The organism is Mesorhizobium sp. M1142 (assembly GCF_040318565.1).
In the GTDB taxonomy this organism is placed as follows: Bacteria; Pseudomonadota; Alphaproteobacteria; order Rhizobiales; family Rhizobiaceae; genus Mesorhizobium.
On record NZ_JAMYMK010000004.1, the window covers coordinates 1 to 24,713 of the forward strand.

23 protein-coding genes are annotated in these 24,713 nt (G+C 63.3%); 21 read left to right on the top strand and 2 right to left on the bottom strand.

The genetic code is table 11. The annotated features are described in order from the left end of the window. The first annotated feature begins 65 nt into the window (after positions 1 to 65). The 7 genes from NKH42_RS08455 (at position 66) to NKH42_RS08485 (ending at position 8,237) form a co-directional block, all read left to right on the top strand. Positions 66 to 1,376, top strand: a complete 1,311-nt coding sequence (locus NKH42_RS08455; RefSeq protein WP_352751576.1) for a lytic murein transglycosylase — start codon at positions 66 to 68, stop codon at positions 1,374 to 1,376. Positions 1,377 to 1,575: 199 nt separating this feature from the next. After that, positions 1,576 to 3,219, top strand: coding sequence for an ABC transporter substrate-binding protein (locus NKH42_RS08460; protein WP_352506125.1), 1,644 nt, complete (start codon positions 1,576 to 1,578; stop codon positions 3,217 to 3,219). An 18-nt stretch (positions 3,220 to 3,237) separates the two neighbouring features. Beyond that, a complete protein-coding gene (locus tag NKH42_RS08465) occupies positions 3,238 to 4,305 on the top strand; it encodes an ABC transporter permease (protein ID WP_352506126.1) in 1,068 nt (355 codons plus the stop codon). 13 nt (positions 4,306 to 4,318) lie between these two features. After that, entirely contained in the window at positions 4,319 to 5,239 is a 921-nt protein-coding gene (nikC, locus tag NKH42_RS08470; protein ID WP_254816191.1) for a nickel transporter permease, read from the top strand. After that, positions 5,236 to 6,069: an ABC transporter ATP-binding protein gene (locus NKH42_RS08475; protein WP_352506127.1), complete on the top strand. Its 834-nt coding sequence runs from the start codon at positions 5,236 to 5,238 to the stop codon at positions 6,067 to 6,069. The genes nikC and NKH42_RS08475 overlap by 4 nt, the downstream gene beginning before the upstream one ends. Beyond that, complete coding sequence (locus NKH42_RS08480) at positions 6,066 to 6,815, top strand: ABC transporter ATP-binding protein (RefSeq protein ID WP_352506128.1); 750 nt, start codon at positions 6,066 to 6,068, stop codon at positions 6,813 to 6,815. Before NKH42_RS08475 ends, NKH42_RS08480 begins: the two co-directional genes overlap by 4 nt. A 144-nt stretch (positions 6,816 to 6,959) precedes the next feature. After that, positions 6,960 to 8,237: a 4-aminobutyrate--2-oxoglutarate transaminase gene (locus tag NKH42_RS08485; protein ID WP_352475991.1), complete on the top strand. Its 1,278-nt coding sequence runs from the start codon at positions 6,960 to 6,962 to the stop codon at positions 8,235 to 8,237. A gap of 63 nt (positions 8,238 to 8,300) precedes the next feature. On the opposite strand, the gene NKH42_RS08490 is transcribed toward NKH42_RS08485, so the two are convergent. Continuing rightward, on the bottom strand, positions 8,301 to 8,903 hold the full coding sequence (locus tag NKH42_RS08490) for a sulfotransferase family protein (protein WP_352475990.1): 603 nt from the start codon (positions 8,901 to 8,903) through the stop codon (positions 8,301 to 8,303). 120 nt (positions 8,904 to 9,023) lie between these two features. Further along, positions 9,024 to 10,274, bottom strand: a complete 1,251-nt coding sequence (locus NKH42_RS08495; RefSeq protein WP_352506129.1) for an NAD(P)/FAD-dependent oxidoreductase — start codon at positions 10,272 to 10,274, stop codon at positions 9,024 to 9,026. Positions 10,275 to 10,696: 422 nt separating this feature from the next. Between NKH42_RS08495 and NKH42_RS08500 the strand changes: the two genes are divergently transcribed. The 14 genes from NKH42_RS08500 (at position 10,697) to lnt (ending at position 24,594) form a co-directional block, all read left to right on the top strand. Next, the gene (locus NKH42_RS08500) at positions 10,697 to 11,989 is read left to right on the top strand and encodes an imelysin family protein (protein WP_352506229.1); all 1,293 of its coding nucleotides are present in this window, start codon (positions 10,697 to 10,699) and stop codon (positions 11,987 to 11,989) included. A 54-nt stretch (positions 11,990 to 12,043) separates the two neighbouring features. Beyond that, positions 12,044 to 12,355, top strand: coding sequence for a (2Fe-2S)-binding protein (locus NKH42_RS08505; protein WP_352506130.1), 312 nt, complete (start codon positions 12,044 to 12,046; stop codon positions 12,353 to 12,355). After that, on the top strand, positions 12,321 to 12,806 hold the full coding sequence (gene bfr, locus NKH42_RS08510) for a bacterioferritin (protein WP_023676883.1): 486 nt from the start codon (positions 12,321 to 12,323) through the stop codon (positions 12,804 to 12,806). The genes NKH42_RS08505 and bfr overlap by 35 nt, the downstream gene beginning before the upstream one ends. A 12-nt stretch (positions 12,807 to 12,818) precedes the next feature. Then, positions 12,819 to 14,423, top strand: coding sequence for a di-heme oxidoreductase family protein (locus tag NKH42_RS08515; RefSeq protein WP_352506131.1), 1,605 nt, complete (start codon positions 12,819 to 12,821; stop codon positions 14,421 to 14,423). After that, on the top strand, positions 14,423 to 15,496 hold the full coding sequence (locus NKH42_RS08520) for an imelysin family protein (RefSeq protein WP_352974036.1): 1,074 nt from the start codon (positions 14,423 to 14,425) through the stop codon (positions 15,494 to 15,496). The genes NKH42_RS08515 and NKH42_RS08520 overlap by 1 nt, the downstream gene beginning before the upstream one ends. Positions 15,497 to 15,498: 2 nt before the next feature. Beyond that, positions 15,499 to 16,605 carry a DUF1513 domain-containing protein gene (locus tag NKH42_RS08525; protein WP_352751479.1) on the top strand — a complete coding sequence of 369 codons (1,107 nt, stop codon included), beginning with the start codon at positions 15,499 to 15,501 and terminating at the stop codon, positions 16,603 to 16,605. Positions 16,606 to 16,764: 159 nt separating this feature from the next. After that, positions 16,765 to 17,457, top strand: a complete 693-nt coding sequence (tsaB, locus tag NKH42_RS08530; protein WP_352506134.1) for a tRNA (adenosine(37)-N6)-threonylcarbamoyltransferase complex dimerization subunit type 1 TsaB — start codon at positions 16,765 to 16,767, stop codon at positions 17,455 to 17,457. Continuing rightward, the gene (gene rimI, locus NKH42_RS08535; RefSeq protein WP_254816257.1) at positions 17,457 to 17,951 is read left to right on the top strand and encodes a ribosomal protein S18-alanine N-acetyltransferase; all 495 of its coding nucleotides are present in this window, start codon (positions 17,457 to 17,459) and stop codon (positions 17,949 to 17,951) included. Before tsaB ends, rimI begins: the two co-directional genes overlap by 1 nt. Before the next feature lie 21 nt (positions 17,952 to 17,972). Further along, positions 17,973 to 18,773: a lyso-ornithine lipid O-acyltransferase gene (olsA, locus tag NKH42_RS08540; RefSeq protein WP_352506135.1), complete on the top strand. Its 801-nt coding sequence runs from the start codon at positions 17,973 to 17,975 to the stop codon at positions 18,771 to 18,773. Positions 18,774 to 18,835: 62 nt separating this feature from the next. Then, complete coding sequence (miaB, locus tag NKH42_RS08545; protein ID WP_352751480.1) at positions 18,836 to 20,245, top strand: tRNA (N6-isopentenyl adenosine(37)-C2)-methylthiotransferase MiaB; 1,410 nt, start codon at positions 18,836 to 18,838, stop codon at positions 20,243 to 20,245. An 83-nt stretch (positions 20,246 to 20,328) separates the two neighbouring features. Next, complete coding sequence (locus NKH42_RS08550) at positions 20,329 to 21,321, top strand: PhoH family protein (RefSeq protein WP_352464821.1); 993 nt, start codon at positions 20,329 to 20,331, stop codon at positions 21,319 to 21,321. Positions 21,322 to 21,338: 17 nt separating this feature from the next. Continuing rightward, the gene (gene ybeY / locus NKH42_RS08555) at positions 21,339 to 21,836 is read left to right on the top strand and encodes an rRNA maturation RNase YbeY (protein WP_352506137.1); all 498 of its coding nucleotides are present in this window, start codon (positions 21,339 to 21,341) and stop codon (positions 21,834 to 21,836) included. 28 nt (positions 21,837 to 21,864) lie between these two features. After that, positions 21,865 to 22,938, top strand: coding sequence for a hemolysin family protein (locus NKH42_RS08560; protein WP_352448597.1), 1,074 nt, complete (start codon positions 21,865 to 21,867; stop codon positions 22,936 to 22,938). 69 nt (positions 22,939 to 23,007) lie between these two features. Further along, on the top strand, positions 23,008 to 24,594 hold the full coding sequence (gene lnt, locus NKH42_RS08565) for an apolipoprotein N-acyltransferase (protein WP_352506138.1): 1,587 nt from the start codon (positions 23,008 to 23,010) through the stop codon (positions 24,592 to 24,594). Positions 24,595 to 24,713: the final 119 nt, after the last annotated feature.

Sequence of the window (24,713 nt, forward strand, 5' to 3'; positions counted from 1 at the left end):
ATCGCGCTCGTGTCCTCGAATGGCATCCCGAACCCCCCAGCGCAAAGCGCGCCAAACTGTTCGCGATGTCCTCGCACACCTGTTCGCGATGTCCCCGGTCCAAACACAGGACAGAGGGGGGTAGGACGGATCGCTGTTTTCGCAAAATAGCCGTCGCGTTTCTTCTTGCAGTCCTCTTTGCCCTCATCCTCGCCACCCCCGCCTCCGCGGCAAAGATCGACGACCAGTTCCGCGCCTGGCTTGGCAACGACCTCTGGCCCGAAGCCAAGGCCAAAGGCATCTCCAGGAAAACCTTCGATGCCGCCTTCGACGGCGTCAAGCCGAACCTCAAACTGCCCGGCCTGGTAAAGCCTGGCGAGAAGGCGACGACGCCGCGGAAGCAGCATCAGGCCGAGTTCGGTTCGCCCGGCGCCTATTTCGCCGAAACGGTCGTCCGTGCGGTGACCGCCGGCGGCCGCACCCGCGAGGCGGCCAACGCTAGGACCCTTGCAGCGATCGAGAAACGCTACGGCGTGCCTGGCGAAGTGCTGCTGGCGATCTGGGGCCGCGAGAGCGGCTTCGGCGCAGCGAAGCTGCCTTATGACGCCTTCGAGGTGCTTGGCACCAAGGCGTTCATGTCGACCAAGAAGGAATTCTTCCGCACCGAGCTCTTGGCGGCGCTGGAGATCGTCGAGCGCGGGCTTGCCCCGGTCGGTGCGATGAAATCGTCCTGGGCCGGCGCGCTCGGCCAGCCGCAGTTCATGCCGACGTCGTTCCTCAAGCATGCCGTCGATTTTGACGGCGACGGCCGCACCGACATCTGGAATTCGACGCCCGACATACTGGCATCGATCGCCAATTATCTCGTGCATTATGGCTGGGTCAGGGGCCGCGGCTGGGGCTTCGAGGTGACGGTGCCGGAGAGCGTCTCCTGCTCGCTCGAAGGTCCGGACCAGGGCAAGAAGATTTCCCAATGGGCTGATATGGGCATCAGGCGTGTGTCGGGTAAACCGTTCCCGGCGAGCGAACTGAAAGCCGAGGGCTTTCTTTTGATGCCGGCCGGGCGTAGCGGCCCGGCCTTCATCGTGACCCCCAATTTCTACGTGCTAAAGCAGTATAACACCAGCGATCTCTATGCCCTGTTCATCGGCCATGGCGCCGATCGCATCGCCCATGGCGACAGCAATTTCTCGGGCAATTGGGGCGCGGTCGGCGGGCTCTACCGCTCCGACATCGCCGCCCTGCAACGGGCGCTGGAAGCCAAGGGCTACGATGTCGGCAGCGCCGACGGCCTGCCTGGCTTCAAGACGCGCCGCTCGATCGGCAAGTGGCAGGCCAGCAACGGCCGTTCCGCTACCTGCTTTCCCGACGCCGACCTGGTTACCGCGCTGAAATAGCCGGATTTTCGCACCGCCGGTCTGGCCCAATCAACCGTTCTGCAAATGCTCGTTGCCGCGCTCGAAACCGCCGGATATGGTGAGCCGGAACCGCATAAAAATTGCCGATCGACGGACCGGGGATCACCGTTCGACGCGGCAAGAAATGCCACAACCCTGAGCCGGGAACTCAGGTCAACAAAAACAGGGAACACTTAAAATGATGATGGAAAAGTTTGCTCTAGGCACCCGCTTCTTGCTCGCGGGCGCGGCAATGTCCGCGCTGCTCCTGGCCGGTGCGCCTGCCTTCGCGGTCACGCCCGCCGACACGCTGGTCGAGGGTTTGGCCATCGACGACATCATCTCCATGGATCCGGGCGAGGCATTCGAATTGTCGACCGCCGAAATCACCGGCAACACCTACGATCTCCTGGTGCGCCTCGACCTCAGCGACACCTCGAAGGTCAAAGGCGATCTCGCAGAAAGCTGGAGCGTTTCCGACGACGGCCTTACCTACACGTTCAAGCTCAAGCCCGGCCTCAAATTCGCCTCCGGCAATCCGATCACGGCGGCGGACGTCGCCTATTCGTTCGAGCGCGCCATCAAGCTCGACAAGACCCCGGCCTTTATTATCGGCCAGTTCGGCATCGACGGCGGCAACGTCACCGAGAAGGCCAAGGCTGTTGATGATACGACGTTCCAGTTCACCGTCGACAAGGCCTATGCGCCGAGCTTCGTGCTGAACTGCCTGTCGGCGACGGTCGCCTCGGTCGTCGACGCCAAGCTGGTCAAGGAGCATGTCGCCGCGGTCACGCCGAGCGCCGACTACAAATGGGACAATGATTTCGGCAATGCCTGGCTGAAGACCGGCTATGCCGGCTCCGGTGCCTTCAAGCTGCGCGAATGGCGGGCCAACGAGGCCGTCGTTATGGAGCGTAACGACAATTACTACGGCGAAAAAGCCAAGTTTGCCCGCGTCATCTATCGCTTCATGAAGGAAAGCTCGGGCCAGCGCCTGGCGCTTGAGGCTGGCGACATCGACGTTGCCCGCAATCTCGAGCCGAACGATCTCGATGCCATTGCCAAGAACGCCGACCTCACCACCACCTCAGCCCCCAAGGGCACGGTCTTTTACATCAGCCTCAACCAGAAGAACCCGAATCTCGCCAAGCCCGAGGTTCGCCAGGCCTTCAAATATCTTGTCGACTATGATGCATTGAGCTCGACCATCCTCAAGGGCATCGGCGAGATCCACCAGACCTTCCTGCCGAAAGGCGTGCTCGGCGAGCTGGACGAGAATCCGTTCAAGCTCGACGTCGCCAAGGCCAAGGAACTGCTCGCCAAGGCTGGCCTCGCCGACGGCTTCAGTGTCACTATGGACGTGCGCAGCAGACAGCCGGAGACAGGCATGGCTGAATCGATCCAGCAGACGCTGGGACAGGCCGGCATCAAGCTGGAGATCATCCCCGGCGACGGCAAGCAGACGCTGACCAAATACCGCGCCCGCAACCACGACATCTATATCGGCCAATGGGGCCAGGACTATTTCGACCCGAATTCCAATGCCCAGACCTTTGCCAGCAACCCGGACAATTCGGATGAAGGCAAGACCAAGACGCTGGCCTGGCGCAACGCCTGGGACATCCCGGACCTGACCAAGCAGACCGAAGCTGCCCTGCTCGAGAAGGATTCGGCCAAGCGCGCCGCAATGTACCAGGATCTTCAGAGGAAGATCCTCGATACCAGTCCTTTCGTCATCATCCACCAGCAGCTGGAAGTGGCTGGCCTGCGCAAGAACCTCAAGGGCTTTGCACTCGGCCCGAGCTTCGACACCAACTTCGTCGGCCCGGTTTCGAAGGAGTGATGTCGGCGGACGCGCCGCATGAGCTTGGCTGAAAGGGAAACGACGGCGGGGCGCGGCAGCGCTCGCGCCGTTGCCATTGCCTCATCGATCGCCCGGTTCCTGGTCATCGCGATAACGACTTATCTCGGTCTGCTCGCGGTGACCTTCTTCATCGGCCGGGTGATCCCGATCGACCCGGTGCTGGCGGTGCTCGGCGACCGGGCGCCGACCAATGTCGTCGAACGAACGCGCCGCGAGATGGGTCTCGACCTGCCGTTGGTCGAGCAGTTCTACATCTATGTCAAACATGCCTTGAATGGTGATTTCGGCACCTCGGTGCTGACCACCAATCCGGTGATGACGGACATCCGCCGCGCCTTTCCGGCGACGCTGGAACTGGCAACACTGGGGACGCTGATCGGTTCGGTGATCGGCGTGCCGCTTGGTGTGCTGGCGGCCGTGCGGCGCGGCAGCATCATCGACCAGATCGTGCGCATCATCGGTCTTGTCGGCTATTCCGTGCCGATCTTCTGGCTGGGGCTGCTGGCGCTGGTGCTGTTCTACGCCAAGCTGCAATGGGTCGCCTTTCCCGGCCGCCTCGATATCGTCTACGAATACACCTTCACGCCGATTACCGGCTTTTACCTGCTGGATGCACTCTGGCAGCGGCAGTGGGACGTATTTGCCGATGCCTTCCGCCACATCATCCTGCCTGCCTCGCTGCTCGGCTATTTCTCGCTCGCCTACATCAGCCGCATGACGCGCTCCTTCATGCTGAACGAACTCACCCAGGAATACATCGTGGCGGCGCGCGCCAAGGGCCTGTCGGAAACGCGCATCATCTGGGGTCACGCGCTGCGCAACGCCGCGGTGCCGATGGTTACGGTGATCGCTCTGTCCTATGCCGGGCTGCTCGAAGGCTCGGTGCTGACCGAGACGGTGTTTTCGTGGCCGGGCATCGGCCTCTACATCACCAACTCGCTGCAGAACGCCGACATGAATGCCGTGCTTGGCGGCACGATCATCATCGGCTCGGTCTTCATCGGCATCAATCTTTTGTCCGACCTGCTCTACCGGCTGCTCGACCCAAGGACCAAGGCAGGATGAGGACCAAGGCAGGATGAGCGCAGAAGCGATTCAAACCCGCCGTGATTGGCTGCTCAGCGAGCGGCCGGCGTCGCGCGTGCAGGCAAGGCTCGGCCGCGCCTATGTAGCCTGGCGGCGCTTTTCCGCCAACCGGCTGGCCTTTGTCGGCCTGCTCATCATCATCGCCCTGCTGGTGGTCGCGGCCTTCGCCGATGTGCTGGCGCCCTATTCGCCGACATTCGGCGACCTCAAGGGCTCGCGGCTGCTGGCGCCAAGTGCCGCGCACTGGTTCGGCACCGACGATCTCGGCCGCGATATCTATTCGCGCATCATCTTCGGTTCGCGTTGGACGCTCTATGTCGTCATTCTGGTCGCCATCATCGCCGCGCCCATCGGCTTGCTGGTCGGCACCGTTGCCGGCTATGCCGGCGGCTGGACCGATGCGATCCTGATGCGCATCACCGACATCTTTCTCGCCTTTCCGAAGCTGATCCTGGCGCTGGCCTTTGTCGCCGCGCTCGGCCCCGGCATCGAAAACGCGGTGCTCGCCATCGCCATCACCTCGTGGCCGCCCTATGCCCGCATTGCCCGCGCCGAAACGCTGACGGTGCGCAATTCCGACTATATCAAGGCGGTGCAACTGATGGGCGCTTCGCCGTTTCGCATCGTGCTTCGCCACATCATGCCGCTCTGCATCTCCTCGCTGATCATCAGGGTGACGCTCGACATGGCCGGCATCATCCTGACCGCCGCCGGCCTCGGCTTCCTCGGCCTCGGCGCGCAGCCGCCGCTGCCGGAATGGGGCGCGATGATCGCGTCGGGCCGACGCTTCGTGCTCGACCAGTGGTGGGTGGCGGGCGCGCCGGGCTTTGCCATCCTCATCGTCAGCCTCGGCTTCAACCTGCTCGGCGACGGCCTGCGCGACGCGCTCGATCCGCGAAGCGGTGACCAATGAGCACGCTTCTCGAAGTCGACGACCTGCGCGTCACCTTCCCGACGCGCACCGGCCTGATCGAGGCAGTGCGCGGCGTTTCCTTCTCGCTCGGCCGCGAACGGCTCGGCATCGTCGGCGAGAGCGGTTCGGGCAAGTCGCAGACCGGCCGCGCCATTATGGGCGTCACCCCGCCGCAGGCCGAGGTGACCGCAAAGACGCTTGCTTTCGACGGCATCGACCTGCTGGCCGCCTCGCCGCGCGAGCGCCGCGCACTGCGCGGCAAGCGTATCGCCATGATCCTGCAGGATCCGAAATATTCGCTCGACCCGGTGATGAGCATCGGCCGCCAGATCGTCGAGACACTGCGCACGCATGAGACAGTCTCCAAGGCCGAAGCCCGCGACCGCGCGCTTGCCATGCTGGAGGCTGTGCAGATCCGCGATCCGGCCCGTGTCTTCGACCTGCATCCGCACGAGGTTTCCGGCGGCATGGGCCAGCGCGCCATGATCGCCATGATGCTGATCGCCGGGCCGGAGATGATGATCGCCGATGAGCCGACCTCGGCACTCGACGTCACCGTGCAGCTCGACGTGCTCGGCATCCTCGACCGGCTGGTCAGCGAGCGCGGCATGGGGCTGATCTTCATCTCGCACGACCTGCGCTTGGTCTCATCTTTCTGCGATCGTGTCATCGTCATGTATGCCGGCAAGGTGGTCGAACAGCTCAAAGCCTCGGAGCTCGGCCGTGCCCAGCATCCCTATACGCGCGGCCTGCTCAACTGCATGCCCAAGATCGGCGCCGACCGTCACCCGCTGCCGGTGCTCGACCGCAAGCCGGAGTGGGCGGCATGACGGCAGCCCTTTCCGTCGACCGGCTGGAGGTGGTCTTCGACCGTTTTCGCGCGCTGAAGGGCGTCAGCCTTGAAGTCGAGTCCGGTGAATCCTTCGGCCTGGTCGGCGAGTCCGGCTCCGGCAAGTCGACGTTACTCAGGGCAATCGCCGGCCTGGCGCCGGCCGCTTCGGGCACCATCGCCGTCAACGGCAAACGGCTCGGCGCGCGCCGCGACAAGGCGTTCTACCGCGAGGTGCAGATGGTCTTCCAGGACCCGTACGGCTCGCTGCACCCGCGCCAGACCGTCGACCGCTTGCTGCAGGAGCCGCTCGCCATTCACGGCTTTGCTGACGGCGAAAAGCGCATCCAGCGGGCGTTGGACGAGGTCGGCCTGGGCACCGGCTTCCGTTTTCGCTATTCGCATCAATTGTCCGGCGGCCAGCGCCAGCGCGTGGCAATCGCCCGTGCCCTGATCCTCGAACCGTCGATCCTGCTGCTCGATGAGCCGACCTCGGCGCTCGACGCTTCGGTGCAGGCGGAGGTGCTGAACCTGCTGGAGGAGATCCGGCGGCGGCGCAAGCTGACCTTCCTGATGGTCAGCCACGACCTCGCCATCATCACCCATATGTGCGAGCGGCTGATGGTGATGCAGAACGGCGAGGCGGTCGAGCACCTCACCGCCGGCGACCTCGTCGAGCGCCGCGTCACCAAGGACTACACGCGCAATCTGCTGAGGGCGAGCGTGGGGTTTGTCAGGACGGCTTGAGCGACGGGCGTTCGGTTGCCGACATCGGCATCGACAGGCCCAATCGCCGGGCGACGGTGCCAACTTGAGGAAAACCTGAAATAAGCCCAAAAGAGTCTCAACAGCCATCAAACGAGAGCGGGCGCCGGTCCGGTGAGGGATACGATGACAAATTCAGCCATTTCCGAACGCAAGAACCAGTCGATTTCGCGCGGCGTCGGCATGACCACTCAGATCTACGCCGATCGCGCCGAAAACTCGGAAATCTGGGACGTCGAAGGCCGCCGCTATATCGATTTTTCGTCCGGTATCGCTGTCGTCAACACTGGCCACCGTCACCCTAGGGTGATCGAAGCGGTCAAGGCGCAGCTCGACCGCTTCACCCATACCTGCTACCAGGTCGTGCCCTACGAGAGCTATATCCGGCTGGCCGAACGGCTGAACGGCATGCTGCCCGGCAAGTTCGACAAGAAGACGATTTTTGTCACCACCGGCGCCGAGGCGGTCGAGAACGCTATCAAGATTGCCCGTAACGCCACCGGCCGGCCGGCGGTCATCGCTTTTTCCGGCGGCTTTCACGGCCGCACCTTCATGGGCATGGCACTGACCGGTAAGGTCGTGCCCTATAAGGTCGGGTTCGGCGCCATGCCGGCGGATGTCTTCCATGCGCCGTTCCCGGTTGCGCTGCACGGCGTGTCGGTCGCCGATTCGTTGGCGGCGCTCGACCGGCTGTTCAAGGCCGACGTCGATCCGGCCCGCGTCGCCGCCATCATCGTCGAGCCGGTGCAGGGCGAGGGCGGCTTCTACGAGGCGCCGCGCGACTTCATGACCGCATTGCGCAAGATCTGCGACCAGCATGGCATGCTGCTGATCGCCGACGAGGTGCAGACCGGCTTTGCCCGCACCGGCAAGATGTTCGCCATGGACCACCACGAGGTGGCGGCCGACATCACCACCATGGCCAAGAGCCTTGCCGGCGGCTTTCCGCTGGCGGCGGTCACCGGACGTGCCGAGATCATGGATGCGCCGAACCCCGGCGGGCTCGGCGGCACCTATGGCGGCAGTCCGATCGGCGTCGCCGCGGCGCATGCCGTGCTTGACGTCATCGACGAGGAGAAGCTCTGCGACCGCGCCAACACGCTGGGCAACCGTCTGAAGCAGCGCCTGCAATCGATCCGTGACGAAGCGCCGGAGATCGTCGATATCAGGGGCCCCGGCTTTATGAACGCGGTCGAGTTCAACGATGTGACGAAGGGCCTGCCGTCGCCGGAACTCGCCAATGCGGTCCGGCTGAAGGCGCTCGACAAGGGTCTGATCCTGCTGACCTGCGGCGTCTACGGCAACGTCATCCGCTTCCTCGCGCCGATCACCATCCAGGACGGCGTCATGAACGAGGCGCTCGACATCCTGGAAAGTTCGATCCGCGACGCCCGCGCCGCCTGAGCGGCGAGGATATGGCCTGGGATTCAACTGCGGCGAAGGCCGAGATAGGCGGCAAGCCGCCGTTCAACGCCCTATGCGAGCACGAAATTCGGCAGTCGAATTGGTGCGTGGAAACGGTTCGGAAGGCAACTGTACACCGAGAAAGGCACAAAGCGGCTCCCACCCTTCGGAGGCCTGATAAGTAAGAAGGCGTTCAGGTGGCAGCGTTGATTTCACGGAAGCGTTATGTGCTTCATAGACAGCGATTGCGTAATCACGGTTATCAAATCGACCGCCAAAGACAGTGTTTCCAATCACCGCCACACCAAAGGACTGTGGATCATTGGTAGCAGCATCCATCGTGAGCCCTATTGTTTGCGCCATGCTGTCATACCAGGCTTCGGGGTCACGAACTGTCAGGATAACCTTCGCATCAGGGTAGTGGTCACTCACTTCGCGCCAAAAATGCGCCGTTGGCCAATCGACCGCGGAAAGATAGCGGGCATATGCCGCATCCCAGGTCGGGAGTTGTCCCTGGCCGGCTGCGCGCCACAGCGTCTTCTGCTCGGGATTGGCGTGGACATCTGCCATGTGATGACACGGCCCGAACCCAAGATGCTCCAACGCGAGCTTCAGCGAATATGTGCCAGTGCGACCCATGCCTGCGCCAATGACATATAGAGCCATGAGCACCCCCCGACGATTTCAATTGGTCAAAATACCGCTGTTTCCTTTACTTCGCTATATGTTTGAAGGTCAGCTCCCGGTCGAACTAGACTAGGTCATTCAGGGTGATTGGGTTTGATCTTATCCCGCAGCGCGGACAGGCTCTTCTTCCTGGAAGGCGGCGAGCGCCGCCTTCAGCCCGTCGGGCCCAGTCGCGACAATCTGCGGCGACGGCGAAAAGCCGGCGCCGAGCATCTTGCGGCCAAGCATGTGGTCGCCGGGCCGGTTGACCGATTCGATGCCGAGCAGCCGGCTTCCGGCATAGTGGTAGATAGAGAATTTGTTCTCGGCCACGTCGCCCAGCACGAGATGGCTGTCGCCGCCCGCAATCAGGCCGACCATCTGCAGCTTCATGTCGCCGATATCGGACCAGAACCACGGCACCGCCGAGTAATTGTCGGTGTGGCCGGCAATGGTGCGAGCGGCGAGCCGCGCCTGGTCGGTGGCGTTCTGCACCGATTCCAGCCGCACGTCGCCGCCTGTGAACCAGTGCCGGTAGGACGCCGCGTCGCCGATGGCGAGGATTTCCGGCACCGACGTGCGCATCTGCTGGTCGACGCGGATGCCGTTGGCGATGGCAATGCCGGCGGCTTCGGCCAATTCGACATTCGGCACGACGCCAATGCCGATGACGACCATCTGCGCCGGCAATCTTTCGCCAGATGAGGTGATTGCAGCCGAAACACGGCCGTTCTCGCCCTCCAGCCGTTCGATGGTGGTGCCGGTAAGGATGCGCACACCGGTCGCCTCCAGCCGCTGGCGCACATGGCCGGCGATGACCGGCGCGACGGCGCGCCCGAGCAGCCGGTCGACCGCCTCGACCACCGTGACCTTGCGGCCGGCGGCGGTGAGCGTTGCGGCAATCTCAAGGCCGATGAAGCCGCCGCCGAGGATGACGACCTCCTCGCTTTGCGCGCTTAATTCGCGGATCAGGCGGGCATCACTGAGCGAGCGCAGCGACACAACGCCAGAAAGCTCCGACCCCGGCAGCGGCAGCAGGCGCGGACGCGCGCCGGTGGCGAGGATCAGCCGGTCGAACGGCAGCACGCCGCCTGATATCTCCAGCCGGCGGCCGGCGACGTCGATCCGCTCGACCCGCAGGCCTGGCCGGTAGTCGATGGCGCTGCCGGTATAAAAAGCCTCGCCGCGCAACGGTTGCGGCTTTGCTTGCTGATCCTTGATGAAGGTCTTCGACAGCGGCGGCTTGTGGTAGGGCAATTCGTCTTCGTCGCCGATCAGGATTACCGGCCCGTCATAGCCTTCTTCGCGCAGACTGGCGGCCGCTTGCACGCCCGCATGACCCGCACCGACAATGACGACCCCGATCTTCATAACAGCCCGATTCCTCACCCAAATCTAGGACGTCACGCCAGGTGGCGATTGTCTGGTCCCGCCGCAAGAGCGCCGATCCGGGTCGCACCCGGAACGGCCGCCTGTCAACCGCGTCATGCGCCGGCATTCCTATACATCGGTGTTAAAGTTGACAGTTCTAGTTTAGAATAATTCTAAACTATTGTTTCAATTGAATTTTTTCTACGCCACCAGTTGACATCCGGTGTCTTCGCCGTTTTATGGAAGCTCGCGCGTCAGCGCATCCCTTTGATGTCTGGGCCTTGAACCCTTTCGATTGGAGGCATTTCGGTGTCTTTCTTCCGCGAACCGCGCGATGGCGCGACCCTTCTTTGCCCGCTGGCAGCTGCCCGCCGCGGCGCCGGCATTTCATTGATTCCCGAGGAGAGACAGTCATGAGAACGATGATCAGGGCACGGTATGGCGGCAGGCTTGCGGCGATCGGGGCCACCGCGATGCTCACGGCGGCTGTGTTCGTGCTGCCGGCCAAGGCGCAAACCGATGCCAAGGCGGTCATCAAGACCTATTCCGACATCGCGCTCGCCAAATACGAGGATTCGCTGATCACGGCCGAGGCGCTCGACAAGGCTGTCGATGCGCTGCTCGCCAAGCCATCGGCCGAGACGCTGAACGCCGCCCGCGAGGCCTGGAAGGCATCGCGCGTTCCCTATCAGCAGACCGAGGTCTATCGCTTCGGCAATGCCATCGTCGACGACTGGGAAGGCAAGGTGAACTCCTGGCCGCTCGACGAGGGCTTGATCGACTATGTCGCCAAGGGCTACGGCACCGAGTCGGATGCCAACGCTTTATACACCGCCAATGTGATCGCCAATAAGTCGATCGAGATCAACGGCAAGAAGGTCGACGCCACCAATCTGACGCCGGAGTTCCTCTCCGGCACCCTGCAGGAGGCCGGCGGTATCGAGGCCAATGTGGCGACCGGCTATCACGCCATCGAATTCCTGCTTTGGGGTCAGGACCTGCACGGAACCGGTCCGGGCGCCGGCGAGCGGCCCTACACCGATTACGACCTCGCCAATTGCACCGGCGGCAATTGCGACCGTCGGGCGCGATACCTGAAATCGGCGAGCGACCTTCTGGTTTCCGATCTAAAGGATATGGTCGACTACTGGAAGGAAGGCGGCGCCGCCCGCAAGAACCTTGTCGATGGCGAGCCGAACGCCGCCATTTCGACCATCTTCACCGGGATGGGCTCGCTGTCCTATGGCGAACTCGCCGGCGAGCGGATGAAGCTCGGCCTTTTGCTGCACGATCCGGAAGAGGAGCATGATTGCTTCTCCGACAACACCTACAACTCCCATCTCTACGATGCGATCGGCATCCGTGCCGCCTATCACGGCAGCTACACGCGGCTTGACGGCACTGTCGTCGAGGGGCCGTCGGTGGCCGACATGGTCAAGGCGGCCGATCCGGCGATCGACAAGGAATTGTCGGCTAAACTGGATATCACCATCGCCAAGATGGAGGCCATCAAGGCGCGGGCGCTTGCCGGCGAGGCCTATGACCAGCAGATCGCCGAGGGTAACGCTGACGGCAACGCCACCGTGCAGGCGGCGATCGACGCGCTGGTCGATCAGACCAAGTCGATCGAACGCGCCGTCGGCACCCTGAAGCTCAATGCCATCGCCTTCGAGGGCTCGGACAGCCTCGATTCACCGGACAAGGTGTTCCAGTAAACTTCGAAACCAACAGCCACGCGGCGCAATGAGCGCCGTTAGCCAGAGCGACAAATGCTGATCTGCCATTGCAACATCATCACCGAAAAGGAGATAGAGCAGACGATCGTCGGACTGCTGGATGAGGACCCCTGGCAGCTGATCGTGCCGGCGAAGGTCTACCATGCCATGCACAAGCGCGGTCGCTGTTGCGGCTGCTTCCCAAATGTGGTCGAAACGATCATTCGGGTCACCGAAAATTATCACGCCCGCTCGGCGGCGAGCGGCGTGGACATCGTTTCACACCTGGATCGCGTCAGAGGCCTGCGCGTCCAATACGGGAGCAGAATCCATGAAAGGCGAACAGCAGATCATAGAGCGGCTTAACGAGGCTCTGTTTCTGGAACTTGGAGCGGTCAATCAATATTGGGTGCATTTCCGGCTGCTGGAAGACTGGGGATACGCCAAGCTGGCGAAGAAGGAACGCGCTGAATCGATCGAAGAAATGCACCATGCCGACCGGCTCGTGGCGCGCATCATCTTCCTTGAGGGCCATCCGAACCTGCAGTCCGTGGCGCCGCTGCGTATCGGGCAGAATGTCAAGGAAGTGCTCGAATCCGATCTTGCCGGCGAATATGACGCGCGCACCGCCTACAAGCGTTCGCGCGAGGTTTGCAACGAAGCAGGCGACTACGTGACGATGAAGCTGTTCGAGGAATTGCTGGCTGACGAGGAAGGTCACATCGACTTCCTCGAGACGCAACTCGACCTGCTCGCCTCCATCGGCGAGGAAAAGTACGGCCAACTCAACGCAGCGTCGGCCGACGAGGCGGAATAAGGACATGCCGGAATGCGGCGCCCCCTAGATTTCTTGCGCCGCTTGCCGGCCGAAGATTGCGGCCTGCCGCCTCAGAAGAAGCCGCGGTACGGGATCCTTCGCGGCCCTTTTCTTGCCGTGGTGGCGACGCTCACAGCCTCGGCGCTGGCCGGAGCGCCGCAACCGGCGGGGCTTGCCACCAGCCGCACCGATCTGACGCCGAAGGATCTGGCGCGCGTCATCGCGATCACCAGGCCGACCAGCGATTTCTCCAAGCCCGAGCAATTCGAATTGATGCAGGGCGGCGCCGGCACCTCGAAGAAGGACGTCAACAAGGATGCCTTCTCGCAATCCTCCGCCAACATCGGCTTCGAGGAAGAGGGTACCTTCAAGCTCGGCAATGCCATTTTCCGCAAGAACTGGGTGTCGTCGCCATCCTCGACACAAGCCTCGGATGGGCTCGGTCCGCTGTTCAACGAGCGCGCCTGCCAAAACTGTCATCTGAAGGACGGCCGCGGCCATCCGCCCGAAGGCGACAGCGGCACCACCTCGATGTTCCTGCGCCTGGCAAGGGAAGCCAGTACCGAGGAGGAGAAAGCCGCACTCGCCGATCACAAGGTGCTCAACTTTCCCGACCCGGTCTATGGCACACAACTTCAGGAGCTAGCCGTTCCCGGCCTGCAGGGCGAAGGCAGGATGCATGTCGATTATCAGGAGCAGAAAGTAAAACTGGCGGACGGCAGCGTCGTGTCGCTGCGCAAGCCGAGCTATTCGGTCGAGGGTCTCGCCTACGGGCCGCTCGATCCGCACACCACGCTGTCGCCGCGCATGACACCGCCGATGATCGGCCTTGGCCTGGTGGAGCAGATCGCTCCTGCCGACATCCTTGCGCATGCCGATGCGACCGACCGCGATGGTGACGGGATTTCCGGCAGGCCCAACATAATACGCGACAGCAGCAGCGGTGAACTGACGCTCGGCCGTTTCGGCTGGAAGGCGCAGGCGGCTTCGATCCGTCAGCAATCGGCGGACGCTTTTGCCGGCGATATCGGCATTTCGACGCCTGAGGTGCCGAGGCACTGGGGCGATTGCAGCGCCGCAGAAAAGACCTGCCTTGCCCTACCCAACGGTGTACAGGAGCGCCTCGGTCCGGTCGAAGCGCCGCCGCCGGTCGTGGACCTCGTCACCTTCTATTCGCAAAACCTTGCCGTGCCGGCTCGGCACGATCTCGACAGACCGGATGTGCTCGCCGGCAAAAAACTGTTCTACGATATGGGCTGCATCTCCTGCCATACGCCGAAATTCGTCACCCGTCGCGGAACCCCGAACAGAGCGCACGCCTTCCAGCTGATCTGGCCTTATTCCGATTTCTTGCTGCATGACATGGGACCCGGCCTTGCCGACGGACAGGCGGTGGGCGAGGCCACGGGAAGCGAATGGCGCACGCCGCCGCTGTGGGGCATCGGGCTCACCCAGACCGTCAGCGGCAACACCTTCTTCCTGCATGACGGGCGCGCACGCAGCCTGGCCGAGGCAATCCTGTGGCATGGCGGCGAGGGCGAGAAGGCGCGTGACCGCTTTGCCGCTGCCAATGCGGCCGAACGCGCCGCGCTGATGAAGTTTCTGGAGTCGCTCTGATGCGGAAGCGTCTTGCACTCGCGCTGATGCTGGTCCTCGCCGATGCGCTGCCGGCATCCGCCGCGGTGAAGGCTTCGGATGTGATCCAGCGGGCGATCGACGGCTTCGTCCGCCCGGCCTATACCAGGCTGCATGACCACGCGGACAGCTTGGCCAAGACCATGCACGCGCTTTGCCAGGCGCCTTCGCAAGATACTCTCGATGCGGCACGCGCCGAATTCTCAGGCGTCGTGGATGCCTGGTCGGTGGTGGAAATCATCCGTTTCGGGCCGATCGCCGAAAACAACCGGCTTGAGCGCATGCTGTTTTGGCCGGACCGCAAGAGCATCGGCCTGAAGCAGGTGCAGGCAGCACTGGCCGGCAAGGATCCGGCGGCCGCCGATCCGGCCCAACTGGCGACAAAGAGTGTCGCCGTGCAAGGGCTCGGCGCATTGGAGTTCGTGCTCTACGGCGATGACGCCGGTCAATTGGCCGGCAAGGGCGACGCCTATCGCTGCGCCTATGGTGCAGCCATTGCCGGCAATGTCGAGACGATTGCCGCCGAGGTCGGCGAGGCCTGGAACAAGCCCAACGGCTTTGCCGCGCTCTGGGCCCATCCCGGTCCGCAGAACGCGCTCTATCACGACGGAACCGAAGCGGTGACCGAACTGGTCGGCGTCTTCATCAACGAGTTGGAAATGGTTCGCGACGTGCGCCTGAAAGGCTTCCTGGGCGCCAAGCCGGAGGCCGACAAACCGAAACAGGCGATTTATTGGCGCTCGCAGAACACCGCACGCTCGCTGACCGGCAATCTGGCGGGCATGGATGCGCTGTTCCAGGCCTCCCAGCTTGGCGATGCGCTGCCGCCTGATGCACGCTGGATGGCGGAATCGGTCCACATCCAATTCACCAACGGGATCGAGGCCGCCAAGGCGATCAGGGGTCCGATCGACAAGGCACTAGCCGATCCGACGTTGCGCCAGAAGCTCGACTACTTCGCACTGGTGACATCCAGCCTGACGACCCTGATCGGCACCAGGCTGACCGCCGAATTCGGCCTGACCGCCGGGTTCTCGTCACTGGATGGCGACTGATCATGAGGACGCCGCTGATCGATCGGCGCGATTTCCTGAGGGCCGCGGGCGCTGGTTTCGTGGCGGCGATGGCGCCGTCGGCCTGGGCAAATACACTCGACGCCGACGCGGTCTTCGCCACGGCTTTCGTCAAGCGCGACGGCAGCTATGGCGCGGCCGTCCTGTCCGAGGCCGGCAAGTTGTTGCACACGATCGATCTGCCCGATCGGGGCCACGACGTTACCTTCGACCCGGTGTCTAAGCGTTCGGTGGTGTTTGCCAGGCAGCCGGGCACCTTTGCTGTCGTCTTCGACCATACCGGCCGCGATGAACCGCACACCATTGCCAGCGTTGCCGGCCGGCATTTCTTCGGCCATGGCGTGTTTTCGGCCGATGGCACGCTGCTCTACGCAACCGAGAACGATTTCGACAATGCCGACGGCGTCGTCGGCGTCTATGACGCGCATGCGAAATTCAAGCGCATCGGCGAGTTCCCGACCTACGGCACAGGCCCGCACGAGCTTTTGCTGCTTTCCGACGGCAGGACGATTGCTGTGGCCAATGGCGGCATCGAGACGCATCCGGATTATGGCCGCGCCGAGCTCAACATCGCAACGATGAAGCCTTCCTATGTTCTGGTCGACCGCCTTACCGGCGATCTCACCGAAAAGCACGAATTGCCGCCAGCGCTGCACCAACTGTCGATCCGCCATATGGATGCCGACCGCTCCGGCACCGTCTGGTTCGGCTGTCAATACAGGGGGCCGGGTACCGATCGTCCCCCACTGCTCGGCCGCGCGCCGCGCGGCATGGACTTGAAATTGCTCGACATGCCGCAGGACGTGCTCTCGACCTTCAGAAATTATATCGGCTCGGTCGCGGCCAACCCTGCCGCCGGCACCATCGCCGTGTCTTCGCCTGAGGGGAATTCGCTTGCCGTGATCGACACGGCCAGCGGCCGCATCGTCGCCAGCAAGGCGCTGGTCGAGGTCTGCGGCGTTGCACCCGATGGGGAAAGCTTCATGGCGACGACCGGCGCCGGCGAAATCGTCGAGGCCGGTGGCTCGATACGTTCCGAGCCGGACTATGTCTGGGACAATCACCTGCTGCGTATCGAGCAGGTCGGCTAGTTCCGATACCTATTGTGGCGATTGCGTGCGTTGGAACTTACATTCTTGGACCCGCGCCGAAGCCAAGTCGCCTGACGATTTATCCATTATTCCCTTGCGGGGATCAGCTCTGGCGGGCAGAGGGAAGCTGTTTTCGAAACTGTCTCAACCGGCCGCTTCATGAAGTTGCTTGCCATCGACTGTGCCGCCAATCTCTGCGCCGCCTGCGTCTACGACGCGGCGGCCGGGAAAGAACTCGGCCGTTCGGTGCTCGATCTCGGCAAGGGTCATGCCGAGCATCTGATGGGTGTCATCGAAGGCGCGTTGAAGGCGGCCGGAAGCGATTATGCCAGCCTCGGCGCCATTGCCGTTTCAACCGGTCCGGGCTCCTTCACCGGACTGCGTGTCGGCGTCTCGGCGGCGCGCGGCCTGGCGCTGGCGCTGAAAATCCCGGCGATCGGCGTGACGACTCTGGAGGCACTGGCGGCAGAGACCGCAGCGATATTTCCCCGCCGCGCCGTGATCGCAGCGCTCGATGCAGGCCGCGAGGAGATCCATGCGGCACTTTACGATGAGAGGTCGGTTCTGATCTATGGTCCGGCTGTGACCACGCTCTCGCACGCCGCAGCCATGGCGATCGACATCTCTCCGGTTCTGGCGGGCACGGCGGCAACCCAAATTGCCGCGGCGGCCGGACGCAGCTTCGATCTCGGTGAGACGGCGGCCACCGCCGACATCGCTGTCTATGCGCGGCTGGCCGCGGCCCAAGGTGCCGGTAAACACGGCGAGGGCGAAAAGCCGAAACCGCTTTATCTGCGGGGCGCCGACGCCAAGCCGCAGGCCGGCTTTGTTCTATCCAGGCAAAAAAACTGATGCGTATTCCATTCCTCCAGCCGCGTCGCAGGGACTATGCGATCGAGCCGCTGACGGTTGCCGACAGCGCGGCCATGTCGGTGCTGCATCGCGAGGATTTCGCGCGGCCGTGGACCGACGACGAATTCGCCGCGCTGCTCGAGCAGGACACGGTGTTCGGCTATGCCGCGCGCGAGACCGGACAGGGCGCCAAGCCGCCGGTGGGCTTCGTCCTGGCGCGGCTGGCCGCCGGCGAGGGGGAGATCCTGACGGTCGCAGTGGCACGCTCGCACCGGCGCCGGGGGCTCGGCTGGCAATTGATGGATGCGGTGCTGCGTGAACTGCACGCACAGCGCGCCGAGGCGCTTTTCCTTGAGGTCGACGAGACCAACGTCGCCGCGATCGCGCTCTACCGGCGGCTGGGCTTCCGCGAGGTCGGCAAGCGCGCCAACTATTACAAGTCGCCGGAGCACGGCCCGACCGGCGCCCTTGTCATGCGCCGCGATCTTCGCTAGCCAAACGCCGGGGTGGTGCGGATGATCGGAAAAATCAGGATTTTCCTGGCGCTGGGGCTGGTTGTCGTCGGCTCATTGGTGCTTGTGCCGCTGCAGGTCTTGTCGATGAAGACCGGGCTCTGGCGCGAGACCTTCATCCTGAAGATCTGGCACAGGATGATCATCAGGGCGCTCGGGCTGCGCATCCATGTCAAAGGGGCGCTATCCGGCCAACGCCCATTGCTGGTCGCCGCCAACCACATCTCCTGGACCGACATCATGGTGCTGGGATCGATGGTCGACGTGACGTTCATCGCCAGAGCCGACATGGCCGGCTGGCCGCTGATCGGCATGCTGTCGAAGCTGCAACGCACCGTCTTCATTGAACGTGAGCGCAAACGTTCGTCGGGCGACCAGGCGAGCGAGATCGCCCGCCGGATGGCCAAGGGGGACGCCATGGTGCTGTTCGCCGAAGGCTCGACCGGCGACGGCAACATGATCCTGCCGTTCAAGAGCACACTGTTCGGCGCCGCTACGATGGCGATTGCTGAAGGGGCGGCCGAACAGGTCTTCATCCAGCCGGTGGCGATCGTTTATACGCGCCTGCATGGCGTGCCACTCGGCCGCCGGCATCGGCCGGTTGCCGCCTGGATCGGCGATGAGGAGCTGATGCCGCACCTCAAGGTGCTGATGGCCGAGGGCGCTCTCGACGTCGAGGTGCATTTTGGCGAGGCGATTGCTTTCTCCAAGGGGTCCAGCCGCAAGGAGACGGCAAAGCAGATGGAACGCCAGGTGCGCGAGATGGTGCAGGCGGCGCTCGCCGAACCGCGCCCGAGCCGGTAGTCTGCTCGGTACCGGCCAGATTCGTCTGTTTTTTGTCAGGGAAAGGCGCTAGAAGCCGCGAAATGGAATTGAACACGATAGAACGCGACGACATCGGCGCTGCCGCCGAAGACCTGGTCGTTCTGCCTGCCGCGACCAGGAAGGTCTTCGTCAAGACCTATGGCTGCCAGATGAACGTCTACGATTCGCAGCGCATGACCGATGCTCTGGCCATCGACGGCTATGCCGCGACAGACGCCATTGGCGAGGCCGATCTGGTGCTGCTCAACACCTGCCACATCCGCGAGAAGGCGGCGGAAAAGGTCTATTCCGAACTTGGGCGCATCCGTGAGTTGAAGGCGGAACGTGCCAAGGCCGGGCGCGAAATGCTGGTCGGCGTCGCCGGCTGCGTGGCGCAGGCCGAGGGCGCCGAGATCATCCGTCGCTCGCCGGTGGTCGATCTGGTCATCGGCCCGCAGACCTACCACCGGCTGCCCGGTGTGCTGGCGAAGGCGCGGAGCGGAGAAAAGATCGTCGAGACCGACTATGCCGTCGAGGACAAGTTCGAGCATCTGCCGCAGCCCAAGCGCGCCGAACTGATCAGGCGCGGCGTGACGGCGTTCTTGACCGTTCAGGAAGGCTGCGACAAATTCTGCACCTTCTGTGTCGTACCCTATACGCGCGGCTCGGAAGTCTCGCGGCCGGTGGCACAGATCGTCGCCGAAGCCGAGCGCCTGGCGGATGCCGGCGTGCGCGAGGTGACGCTGCTCGGCCAGAACGTCAACGCCTGGCATGGAAGAGGCGAAGACAGCGAGGAATGGGGCCTTGGCCGGCTGCTGTTCAGGCTCGCAGAGATTCCAGGTCTGGCGCGGCTGCGCTACACGACCAGCCATCCGCGCGACATGGACGATGAATTGATCGCCGCCCATCGTGATTTGCCCGCGCTGATGCCCTATCTACATTTACCGGTGCAATCCGGCTCGGACCGCATACTCAAGGCGATGAACCGCAGGCATATGGCCAAGGACTACCTGACGTTGATCGACCGCATCCGTGCCGCGCGGAACGACATCGCACTGTCCGGCGATTTTATCGTCGGCTTTCCCGGTGAGACGGAAGCGGATTTCGAGGCGACGATGCAGTTGGTGGAAGACGTCAACTATGCCTCGGCCTTCTCGTTCAAATACTCTCCGCGGCCCGGCACGCCGGGCGCCGAAATGAACGATCAGGTGCCGGAGGCCGTCAAGGACGAGCGCCTGCAGCGATTGCAAGCGCTGCTTCTGAAACAGCAGCAGCATTTCGGCGCAAGCCTGGTCGGCAGGACCATCGACACGCTGGTCGAAAAGCCGGGCCGCCAGGCCGGCCAGAAGGTTGGCCGCTCGCCGTGGCTGCAGCCGGTTATTGTTGATGAAAAGGCCGGCGAAATCGGTGACATTATCCAGGTACGAATCACGAAGGCGGGCTACAACAGCCTGTTCGCCGAATTGGCCTGAAGGCCTCGGCAGATGAGGAGAGACGGTTGAGCGCTGCTGAAGTCAAGAACCTGCCCCAGAATCTACCCTCCGGGGCCTCGGATATGGCGCACATCGTACTGACTTTCGACAATAACAAGCTTGCCAGCGCCCTTTACGGCCAGTTCGACGAGAATCTGGCCAGGCTCGAGCAGAAGCTCGGCGTCGACATCCGCTCGCGTGGCAACCAATTGACCATCAAGGGCTCTTCCTCAGCCGCCGAGCAGGCACGCCGCGCCTTGGACAATCTTTACGGCATTCTGCAGAAAGGCACTGATATCGGCCAGTCCGATGTCGACGGCGCGGTGCGCATGGCGATCGCCACCGACGACCAGCTGACGCTGCCGACGCTGGAGCGCAAGGGCAAGGTGTCCGCCGCCCAGATATCGACACGCAAGAAGACCATCTATGCCCGCTCGCTGAACCAGGACGCCTATATGCGCGCGCTGGAGCGGTCGGAACTCGTCTTCGGCATCGGCCCGGCCGGCACCGGAAAGACCTACCTGGCGGTGGCGCACGCGGCAATGCTGCTCGAACGCGGCATGGTCGAACGCATTGTGCTGTCGCGCCCCGCGGTCGAGGCCGGCGAACGGCTTGGCTTTCTGCCGGGCGACATGAAGGAGAAGGTCGATCCCTATCTGCGGCCGCTCTATGACGCGCTCTACGACATGATGCCGGCCGACAAGGTCGAGCGGGCGATTGCCGCCGAGGTCATCGAGATCGCGCCGCTGGCGTTCATGCGCGGCCGTACGCTGGCGCATGCCGCCGTCATCCTCGACGAGGCGCAGAACACCACGCCGATGCAGATGAAGATGTTCCTGACCCGGCTCGGCGAGAACTCGCGCATGATCGTCACCGGTGATCCGACCCAGATCGATCTGCCGCCGAACACCAAGTCCGGCCTGGTCGAGGCGCTGAGAATTCTCGACGGCGTTACCGGCATGGTGACGGTCCGCTTCAATGAAGGCGACGTCGTCAGACATCCGCTGGTCGCCGAGATCGTCAAGGCCTACGACCGTGACGGCAAGCTGGCCAGGGGCTTAGGTGTCGAAAGCTGATATGATTATGCGGCCGCATGGCTGAGGAGCAAAAGGCGGGAGGGCCGCTTCCCGTCGAGATCGATATCGCCATAGAGGCGGGCGACTGGCCCGACGAGACGACGCTGACGCGGCTGGTCGACCACGCCGTATCGGCCGCCTTTGTCGAAACCGGTGCGGACGGCCGTTCCGAGCTCAGCATCGTCTTCTCCGACGATGCCCATATCCGTACGCTCAATGCCGGCTGGCGCGGCAAGGACAAGCCCACCAACGTCCTGTCTTTTCCGGCTTTTCCCTTTACCAGGGGCGGGCCTCTGCCGCCGATGCTCGGCGACATCGTGCTGGCCGCCGAGACTGTCGCGCGCGAGGCGGCACTGGAAGACAAGCCCGTCGAGGACCATATCTCCCATCTCGTCATCCATGGCCTGCTGCATTTGCTGGGCTATGATCACGAAACGGATGCCGAAGCGGATCTGATGGAAGCGACAGAGCGCGCAGCACTTGCGAGGCTTGCCATTCCCGATCCCTACACGTAATTACAAAAGACCAATTGACCGGACGATGATGAACGACAAACCAGAGACTGCCGCCCGCTCCGACGCCGGCAGTGTGATCAAGCCTTCCGAAACGACGGAAGAGGGCTCGAGTCCGAGTACCACGACCGGCAGCTTCGCCAGCGAGGCATCGCCTGCCGGTCCTTCCCTGTTCGATCGCGTGCTCGGGCTTTTCAGGCACCGCAACGGCACCAGCCTGCGCGAGGAGATTGCCGGTGCGCTTGCCGAAACGGCGAGCGATGCAGAATCCTTCTCGCCCGGCGAACGCGCCATGCTCAACAACATCCTGCGCCTGCGCGAAGTGCGGGTCGAGGACGTCATGGTGCCGCGCGCCGACATCGAGGCGGTCGAGATCACGACGAAGCTCGGCGATCTTCTGGGGCTGTTCGAACAGTCCGGCCACTCCCGCATGCCAGTTTATTCGGAGACGCTCGACGACCCGCGCGGCATGGTTCATATCCGCGACGTGCTGGCGCATATCACCAAGGTCGCCCGCGTCAGAAAGGGCAGGACGACCAGGAAAACCCCGGTCGCGACGGTTCTCGATCTCGCCCAGGTCGATCTGGCGCGCACCATCGGCGATCTCAACCTGATCCGACCGGTGCTGTTCGTGCCGCCGTCGATGCTCGCCTCCGACCTGATGGGGCGAATGCAGACGACGCGCACCCAGATGGCGCTGGTCATCGACGAATATGGCGGCACCGACGGCCTCGTCTCGCTCGAGGACATCGTCGAGATGGTAGTCGGCGACATCGAGGACGAGCATGACGAGGACGAGCCGATGATCACCCAGGCCGGCGAAGGCGTCTTCATCGTCGACGGCAAGGCCGAGATCGACGACGTCGCCAAGATGATCGGCGAGGATTTCGCCGCCGGCGAGCACGGCGAATATGTCGACACGATCGGCGGCATGATCTTCAATACGCTTGGCCGGGTGCCGGCGCGCGGCGAAGTGGTGCAGGCCATACCCGGCTTCGAGTTCCATGTGCTCGACGCCGATCCGCGCCGCGTCAAGCGCGTGCGCATCGTCGAGACCTTGAAGGGCGAGCGGCGGCGCCGCGCCGTGCGCACCGAGCAGGCTTAGGGTTTGTTTGGAGGCAAGCCCGCGGCCTGATAAATCTTGCGTCCTGATTCGCACGACTCGGAAGCATTGATGGAGCGCCAGGCCGGCCGGATAATTCTGCTTTGGGGCTGGCGGCGCGCGCTGGTGGCGTTTCTTGCCGGGGCGCTGGCGGTTCTTGCCCAGGCGCCTTACGATTTCTTCGCCGTCTGCTTCGTTTCGTTCCCACTGCTGGTGTGGCTTCTCGATGGCGCGACCGGCGAAGCCTCGGACGGTTTTCTGCGGCGCTTGCGGCCGGCTTTCGCCGTCGGCTGGTGGTTCGGTTTCGGCTACTTTCTTGCCGGTCTCTGGTGGGTCGGCTCGGCGCTTCTGGTCGAGGCCGACAGCTTTGCCTGGGCCTTGCCGTTCGCGGTGGTCGGCATCCCCCTCGCGCTGGCCTTCTTTTACGGTTTCGCTGCCGTGGTTGCCCGGCTGTTGTGGAGCAACGACATCGGCCGCATCGCCGCGCTCGCCTTCGGCTTTGCGCTGGCGGAATGGCTGCGCGGCTTCCTGTTCACCGGCTTTCCGTGGAATGCCGTCGGCTATGCGGCGATGCCGGTGCCTTTGCTGATGCAGAGCGTCTCGGTGACCGGCATGGTCGGCATGAACGCGCTGGCGGTCTTCGTCTTCGCGCTGCCGGCGCTGCTTGCGGCGCGCCAGCATCTTCGCCTCGGCGCGGCGTTGCTTGTCGTTCTCGTCGCCGCCCATGCCGGCTTCGGCTATATCCGGCTCGCCGCCCCCGAAAAACCGGCGGCCCATAGCCTCGACGTCCGTATCGTGCAACCTGCCGTCGATCTCACGGAAAAATGGGATGCCTCGGTGCGTGACCGCATCTTCGCCACCATGATGGGGCTTTCGGCCAGGGCACCGGAACCCGGCCATGACAGGCCGCAATTGATCCTGTGGCCGGAGACCTCCGTGCCGTTTCTGTTCACCGAACGTCCGGATGCCTTGCCTGCCATCGGAGAGATGCTTGGCGATGGCCAGATGCTGCTTGCCGGCGTCGTTCGCGAGGAAGGCGGCTCGGCGGCTCGCAGCCGTTACTACAACTCGGTCGTGGCGATCGACGAAAGGGGCGAAATCGTCGATGCCGTGGACAAGGTCCACCTGGTCCCCTTCGGCGAATATCTGCCTTTCGCCGATCTGCTCGGCCGCCTCGGGCTTGAGCAGCTTGTTGCCGGTCCGATGACCTTCGCGGCCGGCAATGAGCGGCACCCGATCGCGCTGCCCGGCGGTATGCGGGCGCTGCCGTTTATTTGCTATGAGGTCATCTTTCCCGATCTCGTCGCGGTTGACGCTACGACAGCCGCGCTTATTGTGAACGTCACCAATGACGCTTGGTTCGGCGACACGCCGGGGCCGTACCAGCACTTCAGGCAGGCGCAGATCCGGGCGGTGGAGAATGGGGTGCCCCTGTTGCGCGCGGCTAATAACGGCATTTCGGCCGTTGTCGACCCGCACGGTCGCATCGTCGACGCGCTGGCAATCGATGCACGCGGCGCCATCGATGTGCGTGTGCCGATCTCCAACCAAGCCATCGTTTCCTCCAGCCAACGACGCATTAACGGAATGCTGATCATGTTTTTGCTCGCCGTAGCGGCATGCATTTTGAACGTAAGGCAAAGGCTACGGGCGAATTGACAGCCGACACATTAGAAACTCATACTGTAAGCGCCTGAAAATTTTCGAAGTCGATAAGGTCGTTCTGTTGGGGCACGGGCCGCGGCGTCGTTTGGGCAGCAAAGTAGAAAAAGCCGGAA